The sequence below is a fragment of the uncultured Bacteroides sp. genome (assembly GCF_905207245.1).
Taxonomy (GTDB): Bacteria; Bacteroidota; Bacteroidia; order Bacteroidales; family Bacteroidaceae; genus Bacteroides.
Window position 1 is genome coordinate 24,360 of record NZ_CAJLKP010000046.1, and the last position, 24,206, is coordinate 48,565.

Genomic DNA, 24,206 nt, shown 5'->3' on the forward strand with positions numbered 1-24,206 from the left:
CTTTTATCTGACAAATGCAATCTTCGTAACCACTCCCTCTTTTCCCTCACTATCTGCAGCAAGTACCATATATATTCCTGTAGATACTCTTTTACCTTGCCTGTTTCTTCCATTCCAGGTGAATTGTCCGCCTAAAGAAGTGCTTTGATAGACAAGATGTCCTGCGGCATCTACAATCTTCACATCACTGTCATAAACCATACCTGTTACGGTAATTATTCCATCATACTCCGGTCTTACAGGATTGGGATAAGCGCGTACATTGCTTTCTTTAAAGTTACTTTCAGCCTCTGTCGCGTCACTTTGGTAAGAAACCAACCCTTTGTTTGTTCCGATGAAGACTTCGCCTGTGCGGGGATGTATGGCGATAGATTCAATACTGTTGGAAAGCAACGGGCTGTTATCTTCCGTGAAGTGATGAACGGTTTCCATTCCGTCCGCACTCAACAGATAAATTCCATTGGTTGCCGTACCTATCCATTTACGGTTGGCGCCATCCACTGCAATGGCATTGATTGCTTCATTCACTAATAAGAAATCTGCCAGGTCACTCCCATCGTTGCGGGGGATTTTAATCTGTGTGCAATAGAAATTATCGTTGAAATAGCGCGAAGGATTATTCAGCACCAAAGGTCCTTTGTTAGTACCTATCCAAATGACGCTTTCCTTATCTTCGGCAATGCAATAAACTGCCAGTTGTTCTAAAATCGTTCCGTCTTGATTAGTGAACTGGGTGATGAATTTATGCTGGTCATCCGAAGTATCTTCTATCGTTCCATTATAATTCAGACAGAATACTCCTCCCGACTCTATACGCGAAGAGGTGGCCCATAGCCAGCCTCTTTTATCAAAGAGGGTGCGTCCGAAGTTACTTGCCTTTACTATTTCCGGGTAACGTAGACTCACCCAGTCACCATTTTTCGTTAAAACACTTACTGCATGTTGCGCTTCACAACTTACCATCCAAAGGTTATTTTCTTTGTCATAAATCAGTCCGTTGACGCGTACATAACTATCAGCCCACGGCTCATTAGGCAAAGCGCTTTCCAGTGGACTATTGTGCATACTGTACCAATTAATGAACTTCCCATCCTTAAATTCGTAAATTCCCTCTCCTGCCGATGCGGCAAAATGGTGGGTGGCATCCTGTGGGTCCTGTACTACACAGTTTATGTCATCATACCGATGTTTAGTTTGTTCACTGATGCCCTGTTCCTGAAAATTTTTCCAGGTATTGTTTTCAAATGTCATGATGGTTCCGGGACGGTCAAGCCTGTTTGCTATATGCCCGCCTCCGGCAATCAGCAACTTGTCACCGATGAAGTTCATATAATAGGGATAGTTCCGTACAGGACTATCAGGAGTAATGTTTTCCGGTACTTCTTCTTTGAAAGGGACATCCTGATGTTCAGAAAGAAAGTCAGATGTATCATCCGATACTTTGTTCCAGTTATTAATATCCAATAGATTGTCTGTCAGTAATCCGGCAAACAATCCTTCGGAAGTGGCAGCATAAAGATGATTATCAGAAACATTACAAGCCAGGACATTTTTATTTAAGGGATAGTAATTACTGATTTCCCGCTTTTTCAGATGAATACATAGAATGCCTGAGGCAGTGGACAAGTAAGCGTATTCTTTATAAAAACAAGTGTGGCGGACTGTCTTATCCTGTGTCATATTCTTGTTCTTGTAATCGGGAAGATTATAGACATCTTCTTCGTTCACTAATAAGTCTATATTTGCATTGGAGTAGACTATAATCAGCGTTTTGTATGCCGATTGATAAGCTATGTGATAGATTTCCGTATCACTTAATGGAAAAGATTTGGAATATGTACGTATGCTGGTATCCTCTTTATCATAAGAATATAAACCTCCATTGGCAAGAATAAAGAGTTTGCTTCCTACGACTTCGCTGCGGGTGGGATTGTGATAAGAAAGATAAGTCTGCCACTCTCCCACAGCATTTTGTGCATGGACAGGCAGAAGATAAATGAGACAGAGAAAAAGTATATATGAGAATCTCATGAAATCAGAGTTATATTAGTTTGTAAGCAACACACTTACAAACTAATAACTCTATATTTACGGGTTTATTGTATGCTATTGAGGAATTTGCAGAGTTTGTTTGTAGCTATAGCGCGATGGCTGATTTTATTTTTCAGTTCATTGCCCATCTCTGCAAAGGATTGTGAATAGCCTTCGGGAACAAATACCGGGTCGTATCCGAAACCGGAATTCCCTCTACGGGTCTTGATTATCTCTCCCTTTATAACACCTTCAAACAGATGTTCCTTTCCATCGATAATCAGTGCGAAAACCGTACGGAATTGTGCTTTGCGGTTCTCTATTCCTTCCATAGCGTGCAGGAGTTTCAGCATGTTTGCTTCCGCATTATGGCCGTCTCCGGCATAACGTGCGGAGTAAACTCCCGGTTCTCCGTTCAATGCTTCTACTTCCAGTCCGGTGTCATCGGCAAAACAATCCATTTGATAGTTTTCTTGAATGAACTGTGCTTTCAGTAAAGCATTTCCTTCCAGAGTGTCGGCTGTTTCAGGTATGTCTGTGTGGCAATTAATGTCTTTCAGACTAAGAAGTTCAATTCTGTTTCCTAAAATAGCTGTTACCTCTTCCAGCTTGTGTGCATTGTTTGTGGCGAATACAAATTTACGTTTCATATTTTGATAAGTTATTTCACTCTCAGTCGGTCAAACCCTTCCCCATACACTCCGATAACGGAACTTTGAGAAATAAATGCATTAGGATCAATGTCTTTCACCAAACGGAAAATGTCGATAGACTGGCGTTTATAGGCCAATACAACAAGGACTTTTACGTTATGCTTACTGTACCAGCCTATGCCATCCAGCACCGTTACACCACGGTGTGTCTCTTTGGTAATCCGGTCTGCAATCTTTTCATATTCTTTGGAGAAGATGAAGAACTGTACGGATTGGCGGGCACTGTTGACAATATAATCCAGCACAAAACCGATAACAAACAAAGTTACAAAACCAAATATCACCCGTCTCCAGTCATGGAACACGAAATAACAGGAGCTGATAATAACTACGTCGCAAAGCATCACCATACGTCCCAGCGTAACATCTTTATACTTGTGTATGATAGCGGCAATAATATCCGTTCCTCCCGTGCTTCCGTTGCAATTGAAAACAATTCCAAGACCTGCACCGCACATCACTGCACCTATCAGACAGGCCATAAAGTCCTGTCCCGGTCCCAAAATAAGCGGTGGAATGCCATCAGAACCGTTTACAAGTATCTGGAAAAACCATAAAAAGAACGTCAGCCCGAAGATGGCAAATGTAGTTTTAATACTGAACTTGGGACCCAGTATCTTGATAGCAAATGTCATTAAGACAGCATTGATGATGAAGTATGACCACTGGATAGGGAATCCGGTGGCATAATAGATGATGGCGCCAATACCGGTGGTTCCTCCCGTCGTTATCTGATAAGGAATCAGAAACGCGGCCCATCCCAAAGCATAGCTGATAAGACCGATAGTGATGAAGATATAGTCTCTCAACTCCCTCATCACTTCGGCTTTTGTTGGTTTTGTAATTTGCATATTAATTAGTTACAAGCTATAAGCTACGGGCTACAAGTGCAAGTAAATGAGACAGGCTGACTTGTCTCTTGTAGTTCGTAGCTCGTAACTTATTTATTTAACAACGATGTTTACAATCTTCTTCGGAACTACGATAACCTTCATTACCGACTTCCCTTCCATCCATTTGGCAGAACGTTCGTCTGCCAATACGGTGTTCTGGATAGCCTCCGATGTTTCATCAGCAGGGAATTCCATGTTGAAGCGTGCCTTACCGTTGAAGGATATAGTGTAGTTGATTGTATCTTCCACCAGATATTCTTCGTTGTAAGCCGGCCACTGAGCATCGCAAACCGAAGTTGAATGTCCCAGAGTATCCCACAACTCCTCACATACATGCGGAGCGAAAGGAGCCAGTGTGATGACAAGCTCATTCAGGATTTCCTTCTTGTTGCATTTCAGACTGAACAACTCGTTTACACAAATCATGAAAGCACTGACGGAAGTATTGTAAGAGAACTGTTCAATATCGCCCGTTACTTTCTTAATCAGTTTGTGCAAAGCTTTCAATTCCTCCTTGGTTGCAGGTTCATCCGTTACCATATAGTTTCCGTTACGGTCGTAGAACAGTGACCAGAACTTCTTAATGAAGCGATATACACCGTCGATGCCGTTCGTATCCCAAGGTTTGGATTGCTCTACAGGACCAAGGAACATCTCGTACATACGCAATGTATCAGCACCGTATTTCTCCACAATCATATCCGGATTAACGACGTTGAACATGGATTTACTCATCTTTTCTACGGCCCATCCGCAGATGTACTTGCCATCTTCCAGAATGAACTCGGCATTTGCATATTCGGGACGCCATGCCTTGAAGGCTTCCAGGTCTAATATGTCATTGGATACAATGTTCACATCCACGTGGAGTGGGGTAGTGTCGTATTGGTCCTTCAAATTAAGTGATACAAACTTATTGGTGTCCTTGATACGATAAACGAAATTGCTTCGTCCCTGTATCATACCTTGGTTAACCAACTTCTGGAACGGTTCTTCCACGGCAGATACACCTACATCGTGCAGGAATTTATTCCAGAAACGAGAGTAAATCAAGTGACCTGTGGCATGTTCCGTACCACCTACATAGAGGTCTACACTCTTCCAGTATTCATCCACTTTCTTATCAACCAATGCTTTGTGGTTGCGTGGGTCCATATAGCGCAAGTAGTAAGCGCTGGAACCTGCAAAGCCAGGCATGGTGTTGAGTTCCAGAGGAAATACGGTTACGTTATCAATCTTTTCGTTTTCTACCACGCATTTGTTCACGGTGTCCCAAGCCCACTTCGTTGCGTGTCCCAACGGTGGTTCTCCGGTTTCGGTAGGAAGGAATTTATCCACTTCCGGTAATTCGAGCGGTAAGCAGCTTTCATCAATGACGTAAGGCATGCCGTCTTTGTAGTAAACCGGGAACGGCTCACCCCAATAACGCTGGCGGGAGAAGATGGCATCACGCAGACGATAGTTCACCTTCACACGTCCCAGATTATTTTCTTCTACATATTTCTTGGTAGCTTCAATAGCTTCCTTGATGGTCAGTCCGTTCAGTGTAAGGTCACAATAAGGCTCTACACCGGGTCTTGGCGAGTTGCAAACAATACCTTCTTTGGCATCAAAACTCTCTTCGCTCACGTCGCAACCTTCTACCAACGGGCGGATTTCCAATCCGAAGTGTTTGGCAAAAGCGTAGTCACGGCTATCGTGTGCAGGTACAGCCATGATGGCGCCCGTACCATATCCTGCCAGTACGTAATCACTAATCCAGATGGGCACTGCTTCACCTGTGAAAGGATTGATGGCATAACTTCCGGAGAATACACCTGTAACACTACGGTCGACGATGCGTTCGCGTTCAGTACGCTTCTTGGTGCGTTCCAGATAAGCATTTACTTCATCTTTCTGTTTGGCAGTAGTCAACTGGGCTACCAGTTCACTTTCCGGTGCCAACACCATGAAAGTAACTCCGAACATGGTATCTGCACGAGTTGTGAAGATAGTGAATTCTATGTCGCTGTCTTTCACTTTGAACTGTACCTCAGCACCTTCGCTACGGCCTATCCAGTTTCTTTGAGTCTCTTTCAGAGAATCTGTCCAGTCGATGGTATCCATTCCGTCCAACAAACGTTGTGAGTAGGCGGATACGCGAAGACACCATTGGCGCATTTTCTTCTGGACTACAGGGAAGCCACCACGCTCGGATACACCGTCGATTACTTCATCGTTGGCAAGTACCGTACCCAACTGTGCACACCAGTTCACCATCGTTTCACCCAGGTAGGCGATACGATAGTTCATCAGGATTTCCTGTTTTTCTTTCTCGCTCTTTGCTTTCCATTCTTCGGCGGTGAAGCTGAGTTCTTCGCTGCAAGCAACGTTCATCCCATTGGTACCTATTTCTTCGAAAGCCTGTATCAGCTCTTCGATGGGGCGGGCCTGCTTTTCGTCATTGCAGTAGTAGCTGTTGAACATCTTCAGGAATGCCCATTGCGTCCAATGATAATATTCCGGGTCGCAGGTGCGAATTTCACGGCTCCAGTCGAAACAGAAACCTATCTTATCCAACTGTTCGCGATAGCGGTCTATATTGTTGATGGTAGTGATTGCAGGATGTTGTCCCGTCTGTATGGCATATTGCTCGGCGGGAAGTCCATAAGCATCATATCCCATAGGATTTAGTACATTGAAGCCCTGCAGTCGTTTGTAACGAGCATAAATGTCCGAAGCAATGTATCCCAGCGGGTGTCCTACGTGTAGGCCCGCACCGGATGGGTAGGGGAACATGTTTAGTACATAGTACTTTTGCTTCGTCTCGTCTTCCTTCACTTGGTAGGTTTTCTCTTCCACCCACCTTTGCTGCCACTTCTTTTCAATCTCCCTGAAATTGTACTCCATAATGGTTTTCTTTCGTTATTTTATGGTTGATACTTAGTTATATACTTTATTAAACGGTGCAAATTTACGGGTTTATTTTCAGATTCGTATCGTAGTACATCAAAAAAGCACCTTACTTATTTACTTTCTCCCGGTTAAGGTGCAATTATTAGAAATAAATTTCAGTTTCCCCTGATTTTCTATCAATTAGAAGAAACTGTAAAAAAAACAGGAGAAATGCTTGACAAATTAATTTTTATTCTTTATATTTGTGATGTGCTTATTAAAACTAATTCAAGTAATGTAATACAAAAAATGGCTAAGTTAATTCAATAGGATTTTACACAAAAGTGTTTTTAGGATATTTCAAGGGATGAAGTCTGAGAAGATTGCATCCCTTTTTGTTTACTTTTATGCCAACCTGCTAAAAAGGGCTGAAATCACGTTCTTAATAAACGCGGTCGAAGTTCTTAAAAAATGTCCCCCTTATTTATTAAAAACGTTTCTGACGTTTATTAAACCGCCTGTTTTATTGTGTAAAAAGAAGAAATGCCATATCTTTGCACTCAATTTATAGGTAGTGTATGAATGAGAAGAAAAATTACACCTATCATCTGATAGCAATCCTCACTGTAGGAATCTGGGGATTGACGTTTATCTCCACCAAAGTTTTAATAGCCAATGGACTTTCTCCGAAAGAAATCTTCCTGCTTCGTTTCTTGATTGCTTATGTGGGAATCTGGTTTATATCTCCCCGCAAGTTGTTTGCAAACTGCTGGAAGGATGAATTATGGTTGTTTTTGGGTGGTATCACAGGAGGCTCCTTTTATTTTCTGACAGAGAATATGGCATTAGGCATCACGCTGGCCACTAATGTTGCATTTATTGTTTGCACGGCTCCGTTGCTCACCACTATCTTTTCTTTGATGATTTATAAGAAGGAGAAGGCCACCCGCAGTTTGATAGGCGGTTCACTGATGGCATTGGTGGGAGTGGCAATGGTGGTTTATAATGGTAGTTTTGTTTTGAAAATATCACCGCTGGGCGATTTCTTGACTCTGTTAGCTGCTCTTTCTTGGGCGTTTTATAGTTTGATAATGAAGAAGATGACAGGACGATACAATACTATCTTTATTACCCGCAAGATATTTTTCTATGGGATATTGAGCATACTTCCTGCTTTCTTATTCCAGCCTTGGCAAGCAGACCTTTCCTTGCTCTTGGAACCTTCTATCTTGCTGAATCTGCTATTTTTGGGTGTGCTTGCTTCGCTGGTTTGTTTTGCAGTCTGGAATGTGGTACTGAAAAATCTCGGTACGGTGCGTGCCTCTAATTATATCTATCTCAATCCGCTGTTCACTTTGGTAGGGTCTGCAATTCTGCTGAATGAACATCTGACGATAATTGCACTGATTGGTGCAGGTTGCATTATGGGTGGGGTGTATATAGCAGGGAAGAAATAGGAGAAAAATAATCCGTTGAATACTTTGTTAATGGCATAAAAAGCATATTTCATAGATATTGTTTGAGGATTTTGCATATACCATAAAAAACTCAATATAAAAAGAGCTTTCTATGGTATATTGTACTTTTCATGCATTATACAATGTCTTAATCTTATTCTCTTACATTCATTGTATGGTAGTATTAGTATACTTCAAATTCATAGATACGTGTATCTTTTCCTCCTATGCTTTGAGAAGGACGGGTTATTAACAAACGGATATAGCGTACTTCGGCAGAGGTATTTATTTCACGTGAAATTGTGTTCCGCCGATTTCCGTCCACACTATCCAATGTTCTCCATTCTTCATTTAAAGTATTCTTCCCCAGCAAAAAGCAGCTACTGGTGATATAGCTATGATTTTCCTGACCAGCATTCAATAGTTTCCATCCATTAATTTTTTTAGTCTCTCCCAAATCAAAATCTACATAATTCGGAGTCTGACTGATGTCACACCATTTAGTGGAAACATCACCATCTATCATAAATTCTGGTTTTTCACGATCACTTATATAGCCTGAGTATGCTATGACTTTAGCCTCTTTTAAATAATTTTCTTCGAGTGTAATTTCAGTGGATTGAGCAGCTATATCCATTTCTTTAATAGCAGTATGAAAAAGCTCTGAAGCTCTGATAGCTTCTTTTTGTTCTTTCTGTACCAGAGTAGCTGCGAACAGAACAATTTTGTTATTCTCAGGAAGTATAAAGTGGGTTGCTCCTTCAGGAATATCGATGCCAAATTTAAACATATAAGTGAATTCATAAGCCTGATCACCGTCAGGAGTGTGACGATGCGTACCTACATAAGCTATTTCTGCATTTTTAAGATAACCTTTTGTATGGCCGGTATGTCCCCATTGTCCAATAAACTCAGAATATGACGGAATCATAAGTTCAGTCTTATTACGTCCACAACGGAAAGTAGCCAAATAGTCTCTATCCATGGAAGCAGCTATGAAATACAAACGATTATACTTTCTTCCCAACGGTAAATCAATTGTGTCTCCTTTACATATCATACCATTGGCTGCATCTTTCTCTCCAAGTTGAAATGGAATCTGGTTCACCGTAAGTGATGCAGGTAAAAGTTCAGCAGCATATGAATAACCGGATTCAAAATCAGTTTCTCCCCGGAATTCATTAAATGATGAGCATTTAAGATTATATGGCAATGGCAAATTTGCATATTGTACATGATAGGTCGGCTGACCGGAAGGTTTCAGACGAATTTTAAAGGTCTTGACAGAATATGGTTTTATATTCACAGATAATTTGTTGTTAGCAAAATCGGCTTCGTCTATTGTCTTTTCTGTACCATCTGCTTCATTGGCACTGATAATATCACCAACAAATGAGAGAGTTGCCCTCTGAGCCTTTTCACCTCCAACTTCATATACACGTACTATGTATTCATCAGAGTTTTCTGCCTTTTTTAATGCTTTGATGATCACATTTTGATTGTCAGAAGTAACAAAAGAAAACTCCCTTCCTAATGTACCTTTATGCTTATCAGTATGGAAAGCTTTCAGTTTTTGATTTAAAAGTTCAGCCTTCTTTATCGTAGATACCTTGTTCAGATTACCTACATGGCCAATCAGACTATATGTAAAACAATGATATCCATAATCTTGTCGGTTTTGATAAACGTAATTTTTATCAGTGGCGGGTGTATGTAATAAAGTTAATCGTAGTGTATTATTATCAGGCTTATCCCAACCATATTTGCTATCGCTAAGAATGGACGCGCCATAATGTTTGTCCTGATCTGTCAGGTCCGCCCAATATTGCGCATATACTTCATAAGCAGTTTTTGTATTATTGCTTCGTTTGATACTTCCTATTCCTAAATCATAAGTAGCCTCCTGATTTTCCAGATTAAGGGGGAATTCCGCTTTCAATAAAGCATTGGTTGACTGCCAGTCTATCTCATTATAGAAATCGATACGATCAGCTCTACTTCCTTCATAAAGACGGATATATTGTTTGAATGACGATTCACTGTGCCGCTTCTCAATGCAAAGAGATTTACGTAACTCCCCATTCTCTGCTAATGTGATTTTTACATCTTCCGTAATTGATACAGGATTTCTATCTATTGTTTCTTTTAAGATTTCCCAGGCAGGCCATGCATATGATTCATTTTGCGTGAAAAGAGCTAATCTGATGGTTTTGCCGGTCTTCACCAACTCTTTATTATTCTTTTTGTCAAACAGTGAAACGATATCTCCTTTTTTATCTAAAGTTATTTTATAAATAGAATTTTCCAATGTATTGGTACTTGTAGATGCTAAAGCATGATTGACAGGACCTGAGGTACGAACATCGTATACAGCATAACCGGTAGCAGGTACAACAGCTTCTATCAAAAACTTAGCTTTCCCGTTTGCATAAGAGAGTAATTGTGCTGCCACTTTTTTACCATTAGTGTCATATACAGTGATACCTTTAGGAGCATTTGGTAAATTAAGTTCAATTTCTGCAATATCAGTAACCTGAAATCCTAATGCATTGTATAATATTACAGGGATACCTTTCACCCTTGTATCCATATTTCTTGCAACGGCTCCAACAGAAGATGTCAATATGCTTGTGAATTGTTTGAGAGAGATAAACTCATCATTCCATGAGAATTCATAAGCTTGGGGTATACTTGTTCCGGTAAGGTCATCATGGAATTGGTGAAATATGAAACGCTTCCAAGCTTCAGTGAGCGTTTCGCCTGGATATGTTGCCTGATTTAGCCACTCAGCTACTACAGACGATCTTTCTGCCGCATCTCCCAGAAGTTCATTTTGACGGTTATACAATTTCATGGCAGCTTGTGAAGTATAACAGCCTGTTCCATGAACATCCATCAAAAGTTCTTCATTAAATACAGGTAATTCCGGATGATTCTTATATGGCCAGAAATCTTTGAATAACTGATCACTTGTTGCACTTATTATTTCCAGTGAACCATCCCCTTTTATCCCCTTTTCAACAGCACGTACAGATTCTATTGTAGGAGAACCTCCTATATCTCCTGTACCATAATAGCGATAAACCATATTAAGTGGAGTACGCGTAGTCAACTCCAGAAGTTCCCTATTTTTAGATAAATCCTCATCTTTCCAGCGCTGATTATAATCATAACCATGAGCTAACATAACGGAAGCACCATCAATTCCTTGCCACAACCCAATAGTAAACGGGTGCTTACCTGTTTTATAAAATGGGTTTGTACGCCAATCTAATTTTTGTGAAGAAAAGCCGATAAGACCACAGTGCGAGGCGATAGTTGGCAGTGTCCAACCAAAACCAAAACAGTCAGGCAAGAAAATATCCGTACTTTCTACTCCGAACTCTTTCCGGTAGAAGTCTTGTCCGAGCATTATATTTCGAATAGCAGATTCCGTAGAAGGCACAAGTACATCCGTTGCGTCCCAACTGGCTCCACTGACGTGCCAACGTCCTTCCCGTATATATTTTTTCATTTCTTCATATTGGGCAGGATAGTACTCTTTCATCCATGCATATTTTACTCCACCTTCAAAGTTGAAAATATAGTCGGGATATTGTTTTAGTAGAAATAGGTTCTGACTAATGGTATTCCATACATACTCTTTAATCGTAGTTTGGATATCCCAATTCCATTGTGTATCTAAATGCGCATCAGCCACCATATAAGCTTTCGCTCTTTGTGGTGCATCTTGGGTATAAGCATTGCTTCCTAACAGTGAAGCAAATGCCAATACGGTTATGTATCTTTTTGTAATTTTCATTATTTACTATTTTTGTATTAATCTTAATATAAAAAGAAGTACCTCCTTTGTTTTCTAATAATTAATAATCTAATGCCAAATCAGCACTCATTAGAAAGGTATTATAAGGCTCCCACATCGACATGATGAACCAAAGCTTATCATCGTTATCTTTGAGCGGATGCATATAAGCACAGTAAAGGGCAGGATATTTCTCTGCCGTAGCCAATACTTTAGGTGCTCCCCATTTTGTGATGTCATCTGTATCACAATATAGGATAGCATGTTTCTTAGTTAATGGAGCTTTATCGTGATTGGGGTCATAATTATATGTCAGTATCCAGCGCTTAAATTTCTTATGCCACATTAGAGATGCTTCACCTACAGGGCCACGCAAAATAGGTGTAGCGGCTGTTTCATCACCATGTACCCATTCACTACGATTGCTATTCCAATATTCATATGCCTGCATATTCAATATATCTTTTTCATGAAAACGTGCCAGATAAGCTGCATCGCCGCGCCCTGCTTGTGTACCAATCATATAAACCCAGCCATTACGTTTGGCATAGGCTACCTGTGAGAAATGACTTTCAGAAGAGAAAATAACCTCTTTACGCCGTATCCAGGTATGACCATCATCATCAGAAGTATAAAGGGATGAGTAATTTGTAAGCCAACGTCCATGTGGTGCTCCCCAATCATAAATATTCATATAATGGACACAATCCAATTTATCTGCACGAATTGCACTGGTTGGAATTGAAGTCTGGTAAACCTCCGGATTTGCTTTGGCGCCATCACACACTTCACGGGCCTTTCCTTCAGCATCCAATAGCATAGAATCTATTTTCAGCCCATCTTCAAGATTGGTATCTGTTGAAAAGGCAAGTACATTAGAACGCCAGTTTGCACCATTACCGCCATTCTTGTTAATAACAAACCCTTCTCCACTGGTATCACCGAAAAAAATTCCTACTCGATTCCCTTCTATATGCCACATTAATCCCAGATCAGTTCCATAAACATCAAAATCAGTCCCTGTATCATTAGGATTGAATAAGGTTTCACTTGGAAGGGAAGTGCCTGTAAGACGTGCTACCATACATACATTAGTGGCATTAAGAGTTCTTTTACCTGCTTTTTCTTGCTTATCAAGATTCACGTTACTGGCATATCCCGCAATATTACATAGCATAAAGCCGAATAATAAGCAGTATCTAATTTTCATCTCAACTAATCTAATCATATTCTACTTAATTTTTTCAAGAATGACTAAACCTAACTCAAATCATCCGGATTCCTCTATCAATGAATAGGAAGGCTGTTACCTCTGTTCCAACGCTCCAGTACAGCATACCAGCCACCATTATAATAATTTTCGGAACCAGTACCATGCAGTCTCATTTTTTTGGAAGGTTTTTCATATTATATAGTTGTTAGTAATTATTATTCATTTCCCCATATAGTTGCTTTGTTTCCCTTTGATTTGCGCCATGCATCTCTCCAGCGATGCATGTCCATATGGTTGATAAATGGTTTTGGAGCTCGTTGAGCCTTGGTTGGGGCAGCAGGCAGTGGTGCAGCCAAATCCTGATACCAATAGGCAACAGTAGCCAAGTCTAAAGTCAGATTATTATTAGAACCATGTTCAATGGTGCCCTTTATGCTCTTTTCAAAGAATATGGGATCTGTTATAAAGAACCTGTAGGCGTGTGTGCGTCCCAGCCAACCTACATCATTGTTTACCCGTGGATAGCCGAAGTATGGATGCGAGAAAGATTCTTTAGGGCACCAAGAAGTATTGAAAAAGTCTTCTGTACCTGTTCCTATTAATGAGGGATTCGTTTCTCCGTCGATGAACCACATATCATCTCCTTCACCATACCACATTGGAGTTGGGCAATGTACATAATAGTTAATGCCAACGAAATGTCCTTTTCCTTTCGTTTCAATAAAAACATAATTCCGCTCACCCGTTGTATTTGGGTGTTGTGCTCCAGTTAGCCCCCATTCGGTTTCTCCTTCGGGAAGAGCTTCCGTTAGGTTGTGGTTATACCATGCGTGGAATCTTCCCATATCTTTCGGGAGTTTATCCATTTCCAGATAATCAACATAGAAATAGAAAGCATTAATAGTCTTGTCAGTCTGGTTCTCAATCTCTATCCGCGCTCCTTCGGTATAAGGCATTGTAAAGTAGCTCGACATTCCCGTACCATTTTCCGGTCCTGCAGATAGTGGGAGTGATGCATAATTATATCTTTCATCCCAACCTTGTCCAAAGAAAGGACCGATAGGAGATTCCACAGAAGGGTAATCTTTTCCATCCCAGTACATGCGGATAATAATATCATTTCTGCTCAATTCATTAGGAGGAGGAGCAATGGTTATCCAGATATGATTGATGACTCCTGCTCCTTTGATCTCTGCAATAGTCCTTTTCTCTCCCGGTTGAAACGGTTCTAAGTGATCTCTATTACCGCCTGTTGGGTCAGTACTGGAAATGCGCTTGTTCTTTACTCCTGATTTCAATTTAGCCAAATCGAACATCTCATTGTTTATGCTTACTTGCGCAAAAACAATAGGGGAATACAATCTCAATACAAGGGATAATAGCAAACTAACTTTTGTAATCCTTTTCATAATATTTCAATTGATTTTAATTCATCGTCTTACCTGAAACATTGTAATGTTTTACATCAATGATTCCATACACAACATTCAAAGAAGGCTTTCCATGTTTCCATTCTATTGTACCGAAACCTGTTTCTGTACTGATAAAACTTCTGAAATCACCAATCTTAGAGTCTATATACATGGTCTTACTAACAGCATCATATCTGACCCCGGTAAGTCCCTGCAACATGCCGTAACTTGCCATAGCACGTGCATACCAATGACCACATTCTATTTCATCAAATGGATTTCTCACTCTCCCATCATATCTTTTGCGGCATTCACGAACGATATCCAACCCTTTTGCTACTTCACCTTTCATCATCAAATGACTGGCAACCTGATATTCAATGCCTGTCCAGACTTCATTGCTATACACAAAGGGCAATGACAACATACCACCTTTCGGCCAGGTACAGAGCAGTAATCCTCCCTCCTTGCCACAAGCATAAGCCGGTCTTTGGGGATTAAAGTGATCTACGAGATTATCCTTCAAATTATACTTGTGTACAGATACCAAATGACTCTTTACTTTTTCGTTATTAAGAACTTCATTCAATCCGCATACAGAAGCCATCCACATTCCTAGAATACCATCGGATAAACAACCACTGCCATACTGATATTTAGGACCTTCTTTTTTGAGCAATTTCATGGCTTCATCCGAATAGCCTCCTCCGAAAGAAAGTACATCTACCGGATTAGGTGCCTGAAGTCCCTCCCATTGAATCTTTTGTATGAAATACTCTCCATCAAAAAGAGTATTTTCCATATATTTCTTGCCCTTTGCCAGCAAAATATCGTACTTTTTTGTGGATTGTTTCAGTGCCTTACTCATCTCAATAAATGCAGTTAAGGCACCTAAATAAAAACTGGTACACATGCCATCCGGCCCCCAGAACTCAATGTCATAGGTATTATGATGCGGTTCTTCAAGATAGCCCTTCTGCAAGGGATCCCATGTACGGATACAATAGTCAAGACTTTTCTTTACAGCAGGGAAAAGGTCTTTCATCCATTGGGTGTTTCCACTTATCCGCCATTCACGATAGACTTTCATAATTCCACCCAACTGTCCGTCAGCAGCAGCATGAAAATCATGTGGTGGTGGAGAAATAGGCATGTTTACTCTGAAATTCTGATGCCCTTTCGCATTTTGAGCCACCCTAAACTCCGTTTCACGTAATGTTCTTTCTAAAGATGGGAATAAATGTGGCAGAGCCTGTGCATAGTTCCATACATGCGTACAACTTCCGTGGCAAGAGCCCCAAGAATCTTGGCATCCTTCCCAAGCCCAAAATCGTCCATCCCATTGGCGTAATACTGTTGGAGATTTCAATATGGTCAAATTAGCAGCAATAGCTTCCAAAACTTCATCAGGTAAGGTGGAATCATAGAATGCGTCGCTAAACAATTTGCTATTTTTCTTCAATGTCACATGGTTTGCATCCCAATAACCAATAACTTCATTCAAATTCTTAAAACGCTTGGAATACCAAGGCCGGTATGTGGTCTCAGTATCCTCTTCATTTATCAGAAATTGCTTTTCTTCTTCAGAAGAATCCATGACTTGCCAATCTTTCCAGCTATTATCTTCAAAGTCAGCAAGTACTGTTGCCGTAGAAGATAAATCATAAAGATTCTCATTCTCATCATTGGTCAATACAAACTGGTCGGCAAGGATATGTCCCCAAGGATATACATCCAAATCTATGACTTTCAAAATAGCCTTCTTTCCTTGGAAAAGTTTCAAATCCCAAACAACTTCATTCAGAATTTCAGACTGATTACCAGCCGCCGTTTGAACAATCTTTCCATCAATAACCAAATTAACAGAAGTACGGTCGGTCTGATTACCTCCACCTACCAGGAATTTCAAGTATCTTTTTTCAATATTAAACTCAGGAGATTGAATAATACCTACCAAGCCATCACCTCCTTTATCGAACGAATTCAACAACTGTTTACCAGCAAAGCCGCTTACAGATTGTTGATTAGGAGCAGTTCCTTTAGAAGGGCTTCCAATGTATGCCTTACCTGTTTTTCTGGCAAAGCCGATAGAAAGATTTGAATCAGGAAAGTACCAGCAGAAGTTTACTCTAACAGTTTTTGTCTCTCCTGGTTGCAATGCTACCGGGACATAAACAGATGCTCCTGGAGCAACTCCTTTAACGGGCTGATTATTGGCCATCCTTCCACAACGGATATTATCCCAGACCACAGTTTGGGAATCAAACCAACCACCACGAAACCAACAATAGTCTACCACTGCTTCATCATTGTCTACATAAATAGCCAGGCCACTATCATTTTGGTTAGATTCCAAAATAAACCCATTTTTTACCCCTTGGATAGTCCCCTGGTCATCAATAAAATTCTTTGCATTATAAGAAAAGACAGTCTCAAGAGTCTTATCAGAGACATTCGTAAGCTGATATTCCAGTACTCCTACCGGCAGACTGGAATTATCAGGATCTGTTGGAATAAAGGGGCTCCAACCTATAATTTTTGCCTGCAAAGGAAAAGTCTTATCTCTTAAATCTATAGTTGCAAAAGGGAAATGTGACTGAAAAGCTACTTCTTCAAAACGAGGCAAACCATATGTTTTATCCCCTCTACCTAAACTGCTCTGAACGGGTCCGAACAATTTCCAGGTCGGTATCTGACCTTCTAATACTTTTGCTCCCGACTCAAAGCCTTTTACATAAATAGCAGCAAAAGCATATGGTTCGTTCATTACATCTGGATGATGTCTGAGCGATACATGCGAGATAGCACCGGTTCCTTCCAAACAGAACATACCAGCGCCAATACCACCAATAGGAAATGCAATCCGATTCAGATTTTCTCCTTGATATATTCCATTAAACTTTCTTGAAAGAGCACCAGATGACACTTCGTTAGTCTGAGGTATAGTCTGCGCCACAGAGAGAGTCATTGTACCCAACAAGGCTGATATTGTCAATACTTTTTTTATCATAAGCTTGTATTTTATTTTGGAAAAAATAGAGAGCGGGCCTATTCAGAAAAACAACAATTAATTCTTGTTCCAATAAAAGCACACTCTCTATTTGTGAACACTCCTTTTGAGACTATTCTATTTTAGCAATTACACCCTCAGAAGTAACTTTGGAAGTACGTCCAGTTTCCTGAGCATCTTCGGTAAAAGTACCTACCAACTTGACGATATAGCGATATTTTCTTGTTGGATCAATAGTGAAATCATGGGATGTTTCTTCATTTACCAAGGTTATCCTATCTCTATAGATATCATTTTCCACCACTTGTATCTGCACTGCAATAGGACGTATAAATTCTTCGGGTATTTCGGTAGGGATTTTCCAAGTCAATGTAACTGTGGCATCATCCTGAGTATATTGTACATTTTCTGCTATCGGCATGAAGTAGTTCAAGCCTTTGTCATCAAGTACACTTCTATCATAGCAGCTGGATAGTGACAACACTGCCAGCAGCATTATAAAAACGGTTGCTATTTTTTTCATAATTTTCTTTTTAATAGTTAGACATCAATATCCAGGATTCTGCGTATAATTACCCTTTGCGTATTCCATCTGGGGTTGTGAAATTGGAAAGTACTCATCACGACCAGCAGTAAAGCGAGCACTATTGAACCACGGAAAACGAGTTCTTTCGATAGCAAAGTATTCATTCATAGTTTCTGCCAAAGTACCCCAACGCTGCAGATCGAAGAAACGATGGCCTTCACAAGCAAATTCTAAACGATTCTCCCACACTAGCGCTTGCCAAGCGTAGTCTCTGGTCCATGTGCAGTTTACGCCTGGTTGATAAGTAGCGACATGATAGTCCATTGTAGGCTGGTTATCGGCTTTTATCAAGCGAATTCTACTATTGGCTGCACGAGAACGAATCTGATTGATTAATGGCAGAGCTTCCATCTCTCTATCCAATTGAATCAGGATTTCAGCTTTCCACAACAAGACATCATCGTAACGAATCATCTTCTTGTTCATAGAGTTAAACTGCCATCCATCATACATCAAACAGCCACAATCTGGATCCGGCATATCTTTGATGGGCTTCAGAAAACTATAAGTAATCGGATCACGGCTGGCAGATGAGTGGAATATCAAGTCGGGGTTATACTTCCAGGGTTGACCAGGGGCTACGATAGTATGGCTGAAACGCGGATCCCATGTATATTTGTCAAAGTAATCTTTAGCACCACTGTTAACAATATCCAGATTGTACGAACCATCAGGATTCTTGATGTACTGACCATAGTCGTCGTCGTTATAATCTTCGAAACGAGGTAAACCATTTTGATCCGTCTTGAAGGCATTGGTCAGAGTGTAGCTGGCATGATTGAAGTCGCAGCATTGGAATTTGGCATTACCATTTTCATCCTTGGGCCACATATAAGGATGATTCAAACCTTCGGCACGGTTGATTCGGCCACCGGATGAAAGACCGTCGTTGATAGAGAACTGCAACTCCCAAATGGATTCTTTGGTAGCGTTGTCGTATTGTAACAGGAAGTTGTTGGCGAAGTCGGGTTCCAAACCTACACGGTCGCCTTCCTGAGCAATAATCTTATCAATATAAGGCAAGGCCTCTTCAAGCATTTGTTTATTAATGCCTACCACTTGATGCCGGTTATCCTGTTCGTATGCCATATTCAGCATTGTTCTGGCAATCATAGCAGTAGCAGCATTGCGACTCACACGACCTTTGTCTTTTTGATCCAAAGGGAGCAGGCTTTCGGCTTTCTTGAAATCGTCGAGAATACGTTGCCATAAATAAAGATCATTATCCTGTCCGGATTCACGATTAGGCACAGCTTCAAAAGCCTCGGACGTACCTGTCACGTTCTCATCAATGTAGGGTACATACTTCCAAAGTTTCTTCAGTCGATACAGTGTAAACGAACGGATAAAGAGCATCTCGCCCATATAGCTGTTTTTCTCCGGTAGTTCTTCTTCCGTGAAGTTTGCCATCCTCTGGATAGCTGTGTTACATCTCTGAATGACTTGATAAGATACATACCAAGTTCCGTCCAATCCACCCGTATCAGAGGTCACATTAGTAAAAAGTGACATATTACCGAAAGAACCGATAGCATCTGCAACGCCACCACCACCTTTATAAACGTCATCCGAACGCATGGAACCGGACCACCAATACATGTAAACAGACTCAAACGAACCGATCTCGCACATACGAGCATAAGCAGCCGTTACAAAACCTTCAATATCACTAGGTTTGCTAAGTATATTTTCATCCAACACTTGCTTGGGATTGACATTCAGGTACGAATCGCAACTGCAAACTCCCAATAATGAAAGTAAAGCGATCGATAAAGAATATATTCTTTTCATAATTTGTTCTTTTTATTTAGTTTAGAAAGTAACGTTAATACCGAAGCTGAAAGTAAACGGTGTCAAATAAGCGTAAGAAGGCCATTCAGGGTCAAAACTGGTATACTTATCAGCTCCCCAGAATTTCTTCAACGTAAAAACATTATCAGCAGAAACATACAGACGCAGATTCTTCATATACATCTTCTCAGTAAGGTGAGCAGGGAAAGTATACCCCAGCTCTATATTTCTCAATTTAATGTACGAACCATCTTCTACAAAATAAGAAGAGAAGCGCTGCTCATTGTTAGAGGTATTGTTTGTAATGGCTGGAATATCGGAACCTGAGTTGCTGGGTGACCAAGCGCCCAACATGCGGGTAGCATGATTCTTCCAAGCCGGATTCGTATAAAGCCAAATGTCGCTTTCCTTTTTCCAGTCACTGTTCACGTCGTTACCAAACAATCCTTCGAAAAACAAATTTAAGTCAAAGCCTTTGTAAGCGAAGTCAAAGTTAAGCCCACCGAAGAAATCTGGATCAGAACAGCCTATCCAGGTTCTATCATATGTTTCGTTGATTACGCCGTCACCGTCCAAGTCTTTATAACGAATACGTCCGATTGCTTTGCCTGGCTGATCAGCATGAGCGTCGACTTCTTCCTGTGTGCGGAAGATACCATCGGCAACCAGACCATACATAGTGTTTGGTGAGCGTCCCAGAATCAAATCATGCACACCGTCACCTGCATATTTGTTGATTACATTGGAGGGGAGTTCAGTCAACTCTGTTTTGTATGTACCAATGTTAGCCGTAATTGCCCATTGGAAATCATTAGTAGGTTCACTTCTGAAAGTCAAAGCAAATTCTACACCCTGGTTGTTCATACTTGCACCGTTAATCCATGGCTCACCACCTTCACCCATTGCAGCAATGTATGGAGTCTGTACAAGAATATCTTTAGTTTTCTTGTTGTAATAATCGAAAGAACCCGTCAAGCGTTGATTGAAAAAACCGAAATCAATACCAACGTTAGTTTGCTTTGTAGTCTCCCACTTCAAATCAGGATTGCCGAGCCAAGTTCTTCTATAGCCCGATTGTAGATTACCGGTTTCTTGGCCTTCAATGGGGTAAGCTGTATCAAAATAACTGGTAGTAAACGGAGTCGTTGTATAACCACGAGGTAATCCTTGTACACTACCGTTAGCACCCCAACTGAGGCGTAGCTTCAAATCGGACAGCCAGTCGGTCTCTTCCATAAAAGCTTCATCCTTGATTCTCCAGCCGACCGAAAATGCAGGAAATACAGCATAGCGATTGTTAGCACCGAATAAAGAAGAACCATCACGACGCACTGTAGCAGACAGTAAATACTTGCCAGCGTATGAGTAATTAGCCTTAGCGAAGAGTGAGAAATAAGCATATTCGTCAGCCGAGCTACCTAGGGTAATTTCACTACCAGTAGCTACACCAAGATGGGCGAAATCACGATCTTCCAAATAAAGACCTTCTCTTTTAGCAGAAAACCCTTCCTGTACATATCGGGTGAATTCAGTACCCAACACAGCATCAATGTGGTGCTTACCCAAACTTTGATTATAAGATAAAGTATTGGTCCATACGTAACTCAACGGGTGAGACTGATTGTTACTTACATAATTTTTAGTATTACCTCTGAAACCTGTCTCTACAAAGGCGCCATCTATTGCCCTGCTGTAGGAGTTGCCATAATCCACCCCGAACTGGGTTCTGGCCGAGATTCCGTTCCAAATATTTACATCCATAAAGATATCACCGACGATTTTTACGTAGTTGCTGATGTTATCCTTACCCATTGTCATCATACGAACCGGATTATTGATATCATCAAGTCCAGCTGGGCCAGCCCAGTTACCATTTACATCGTAAACAGGAACAATGGACGGCATGATCATAGCATTAAAAGTTTGATATTGGTCTTTATACTGCAAATAAGATATAGCTAGGTTTTCGCCTACTTTTACACGGTCTTTAATCAGACTGTATTCTGTGTTGGCACGTACAGAATATTTTTTAAAAAAGGAATGTATCTGCGTACCTTGATTGTTGGAGTACCCCAATGAAAATAAGCTCTTAGCCTTTTCAGTGCCATTGGAAATCGTGATTTGGTGATTGGTCAACAAAGCAGTGCGAAATATTTCATCCATCCAATCCGTATCAGCAGTTCTCACCAAATGGTCGTTATCCAAAAAATCTTTTGTCCGCATGCCGTCCATCACTAGCATACCATTTTCACCCCTATGATAGTCATACTCGTAGCCATTTGGAAAAAGTAGGGCCGATCCGTAAGCCCATTCGTCATAGGCAGCAGCGCGGAAAGCAGCGATACCAAATTGTTCCGTGTTCATCATCTCTGGTTTATTCAGTATCTTGCTGACAGAAACGCTACCATTATAATCGATGGTAGTCTTGCCAACCTTACCTTTCTTGGTCTGAATTAAGATTACACCGCCAGAAGCTCGTGCGCCATAAATAGAAGCGGAAGCAGCATCCTTCAAGACCTGGATGGACTCAATATCACCCGAGTTGATATCACGAAGATTCAGGTTCTGCGTCGGCATACCATCCAATACGATCAGAGGGGTCACAGCACCAGATAAAGAAGATAGCCCACGAATCTGGATACCTACACTTTCGGCTGGGTTACCACCATTGGTCGTAATCTTTACACCGGCCATCTTACCTTGCAAAGACTTCATGGCATTGGCAGAAGTATTCTTGATATCTTTTGCATCGGCCATAGATACGGAACCTGTCAGGTCTGCCTTTCTCTGACTCATGTAGCCAGTATATACTACAACTTCAGAAAGCATTGTAGCATCACTCTTCATAACAACATCCAAACTCTTCAGACCTTTAACAGGATGTTCTTCTGTGCTCTGACCGATATAAGAAAATACCAATATTGCATCATCAGAAGGTATTCTTATTGAATATCTTCCTTCCACATCAGTTGTAGTACCTATAGCAGTTCCTTTAACAATGACATTCACTCCAATAAGAGGCTCATTAGTACCTTCTTCTAACACAGTTCCTTGTATTATTCTCGCTTGTTGGATCTCATTGGATGTATTGATGCCGTGTTCAGATACTTGAGTAGATTCATTTGCCAACTTAGCAGTTGCAGGAAATACATTGTCTCCCGCATACACTGCTAATGATAACATTGATGCCAATGCTATGAAACCATTTCTTTTAAAAGAAATTCTCATAATACTTTGATTTAATAGTTAATAAAAATTCATTGTGATTGTATATATCAAGTATACGCTGTTCTTACCATCTTGGAATTTCTAAATCATCTTTGCTTGGCAAGATTGGAAACTTAACATGTGGTTCAGTTTGATACCAAAAAGAAGTTGATGAAATATCAGATTTTTGATTGTTATAACGACCATCATGGCGCCAACCTAAATCCTGTATTGTAACTTTCAAATCTTTATCAAAGCGTATGGGGTCCAAAATATGCCAGCGATAGAGTCCAAAGGCAGTAACTGCACGATAGAGTCCATCTGGACGGATGACCTGATGCATTCCGGCATAAGGAGTAGTAAACTCTTGGTATTGGCGAGTTTTGGGATTTTCAAAGTTGTATGAACCACAGAAATAATCTTCTGCTCCAGTTCCGCAAATAGTAGGATATTCTTTATCACCGTCCATGTAGAATTTTATCTCGCCTTCGCCCCACCAGCAATTATCATTCACACGCCAAGCCAAATAAGTGCCTACATACTGGCCTTTGCCTTTTACGCCATCTATCAATGTGTGCAATGAACCTTTAGTGGGATTAGAACGACGGAATTGTGCATGGAAATAAGCTTCATCTTCAGGAATATCGGTTAATGTGTAGTTAATTTGGTAGTACAAACGCATTTCTTCAGCAGTATTTATATTTTCCAATGTGATGCGTGCTTTTTTACGGAAAGGCATTTTCCAGTAGCAGTTGAAAGCACTACCTGGATTTACGCAAACGGCCAAAGAAGATAGTTGTGCATATTCATTATATGCGCTACAAAAGAAGTCGCCTACCGGACATTCAACAGATGGTTCTTTCTCATCATCCCAATACATTCTGATAATAGAAAAGCGCCAATTACCTGTTGGTGTCATCCAAATTTGCTGAATAGCTCCAGGGCCTTCGATTTCAGCAATTGTCATTGTTTCGCCGGGCTTTACAATAATGAATGGATTTACTTTCCAGCCTTTGCCTAAATCTTTAGCCGCATGATGCGCATTAGCTTGATTAGGTTTATCTTTATCCCTTACCGGATCGGCCATACTACCCTTGCCTTTTTCGCCGGTAAAGTTTTCAGGACTGATGGAGCGGGTTTTTGCATTAGATAATCTCGACAGATTACCCATATTCATGTCAAGTCCATTGAAGTTTTGAGCATAAACGCTCACTGCA

13 protein-coding genes are annotated in these 24,206 nt (G+C 40.8%); 1 reads left to right on the plus strand and 12 read right to left on the minus strand.

All coding sequences use genetic code 11. The annotated features are described in order from the left end of the window. Window positions 1-3 precede the first annotated feature (3 nt). The 4 genes from QZ135_RS14400 to leuS all read right to left on the minus strand — a co-directional run bounded on the left by QZ135_RS14400 (window position 4) and on the right by leuS (window position 6,526). Window positions 4-2,031: a two-component regulator propeller domain-containing protein gene (locus tag QZ135_RS14400; RefSeq protein ID WP_294610609.1), complete on the minus strand. Its 2,028-nt coding sequence runs from the start codon at window positions 2,029-2,031 to the stop codon at window positions 4-6. Between the two features lie 65 nt (window positions 2,032-2,096). Continuing rightward, complete coding sequence (locus tag QZ135_RS14405; protein ID WP_294610612.1) at window positions 2,097-2,681, minus strand: non-canonical purine NTP diphosphatase; 585 nt, start codon at window positions 2,679-2,681, stop codon at window positions 2,097-2,099. Window positions 2,682-2,692: 11 nt separating this feature from the next. After that, a complete protein-coding gene (locus QZ135_RS14410) occupies window positions 2,693-3,595 on the minus strand; it encodes a YitT family protein (protein WP_294610614.1) in 903 nt (300 codons plus the stop codon). Between the two features lie 93 nt (window positions 3,596-3,688). Continuing rightward, window positions 3,689-6,526: a leucine--tRNA ligase gene (gene leuS, locus QZ135_RS14415; protein ID WP_294610616.1), complete on the minus strand. Its 2,838-nt coding sequence runs from the start codon at window positions 6,524-6,526 to the stop codon at window positions 3,689-3,691. Window positions 6,527-7,089: 563 nt separating this feature from the next. Between leuS and QZ135_RS14420 the strand changes: the two genes are divergently transcribed. Further along, a complete protein-coding gene (locus tag QZ135_RS14420; RefSeq protein ID WP_294610618.1) occupies window positions 7,090-7,968 on the plus strand; it encodes a DMT family transporter in 879 nt (292 codons plus the stop codon). 184 nt (window positions 7,969-8,152) lie between these two features. Here QZ135_RS14420 and QZ135_RS14425 read toward each other — a convergent pair whose 3' ends face one another. The 8 genes from QZ135_RS14425 to QZ135_RS14465 form a co-directional block, all read right to left on the minus strand. Beyond that, complete coding sequence (locus tag QZ135_RS14425) at window positions 8,153-11,671, minus strand: glycoside hydrolase family 38 C-terminal domain-containing protein (protein WP_294610631.1); 3,519 nt, start codon at window positions 11,669-11,671, stop codon at window positions 8,153-8,155. A gap of 160 nt (window positions 11,672-11,831) precedes the next feature. Next, a complete protein-coding gene (locus QZ135_RS14430; protein ID WP_294610619.1) occupies window positions 11,832-12,947 on the minus strand; it encodes a DUF4185 domain-containing protein in 1,116 nt (371 codons plus the stop codon). Between the two features lie 251 nt (window positions 12,948-13,198). Continuing rightward, on the minus strand, window positions 13,199-14,392 hold the full coding sequence (locus tag QZ135_RS14440) for a glycoside hydrolase family 172 protein (RefSeq protein WP_294610621.1): 1,194 nt from the start codon (window positions 14,390-14,392) through the stop codon (window positions 13,199-13,201). 16 nt (window positions 14,393-14,408) lie between these two features. Next, window positions 14,409-17,405, minus strand: a complete 2,997-nt coding sequence (locus QZ135_RS14445; RefSeq protein WP_294610623.1) for a GH116 family glycosyl hydrolase — start codon at window positions 17,403-17,405, stop codon at window positions 14,409-14,411. Between the two features lie 112 nt (window positions 17,406-17,517). Continuing rightward, complete coding sequence (locus tag QZ135_RS14450) at window positions 17,518-17,928, minus strand: DUF4945 domain-containing protein (RefSeq protein WP_294610625.1); 411 nt, start codon at window positions 17,926-17,928, stop codon at window positions 17,518-17,520. A gap of 24 nt (window positions 17,929-17,952) precedes the next feature. Next, complete coding sequence (locus tag QZ135_RS14455) at window positions 17,953-19,782, minus strand: RagB/SusD family nutrient uptake outer membrane protein (protein WP_294610627.1); 1,830 nt, start codon at window positions 19,780-19,782, stop codon at window positions 17,953-17,955. Between the two features lie 21 nt (window positions 19,783-19,803). Continuing rightward, window positions 19,804-23,010, minus strand: a complete 3,207-nt coding sequence (locus tag QZ135_RS14460; protein ID WP_294610629.1) for a TonB-dependent receptor — start codon at window positions 23,008-23,010, stop codon at window positions 19,804-19,806. 64 nt (window positions 23,011-23,074) lie between these two features. Then, window positions 23,075-24,202 carry a glycoside hydrolase family 172 protein gene (locus QZ135_RS14465; protein ID WP_294610634.1) on the minus strand — a complete coding sequence of 376 codons (1,128 nt, stop codon included), beginning with the start codon at window positions 24,200-24,202 and terminating at the stop codon, window positions 23,075-23,077. Between the last annotated feature and the right edge of the window lie 4 nt (window positions 24,203-24,206).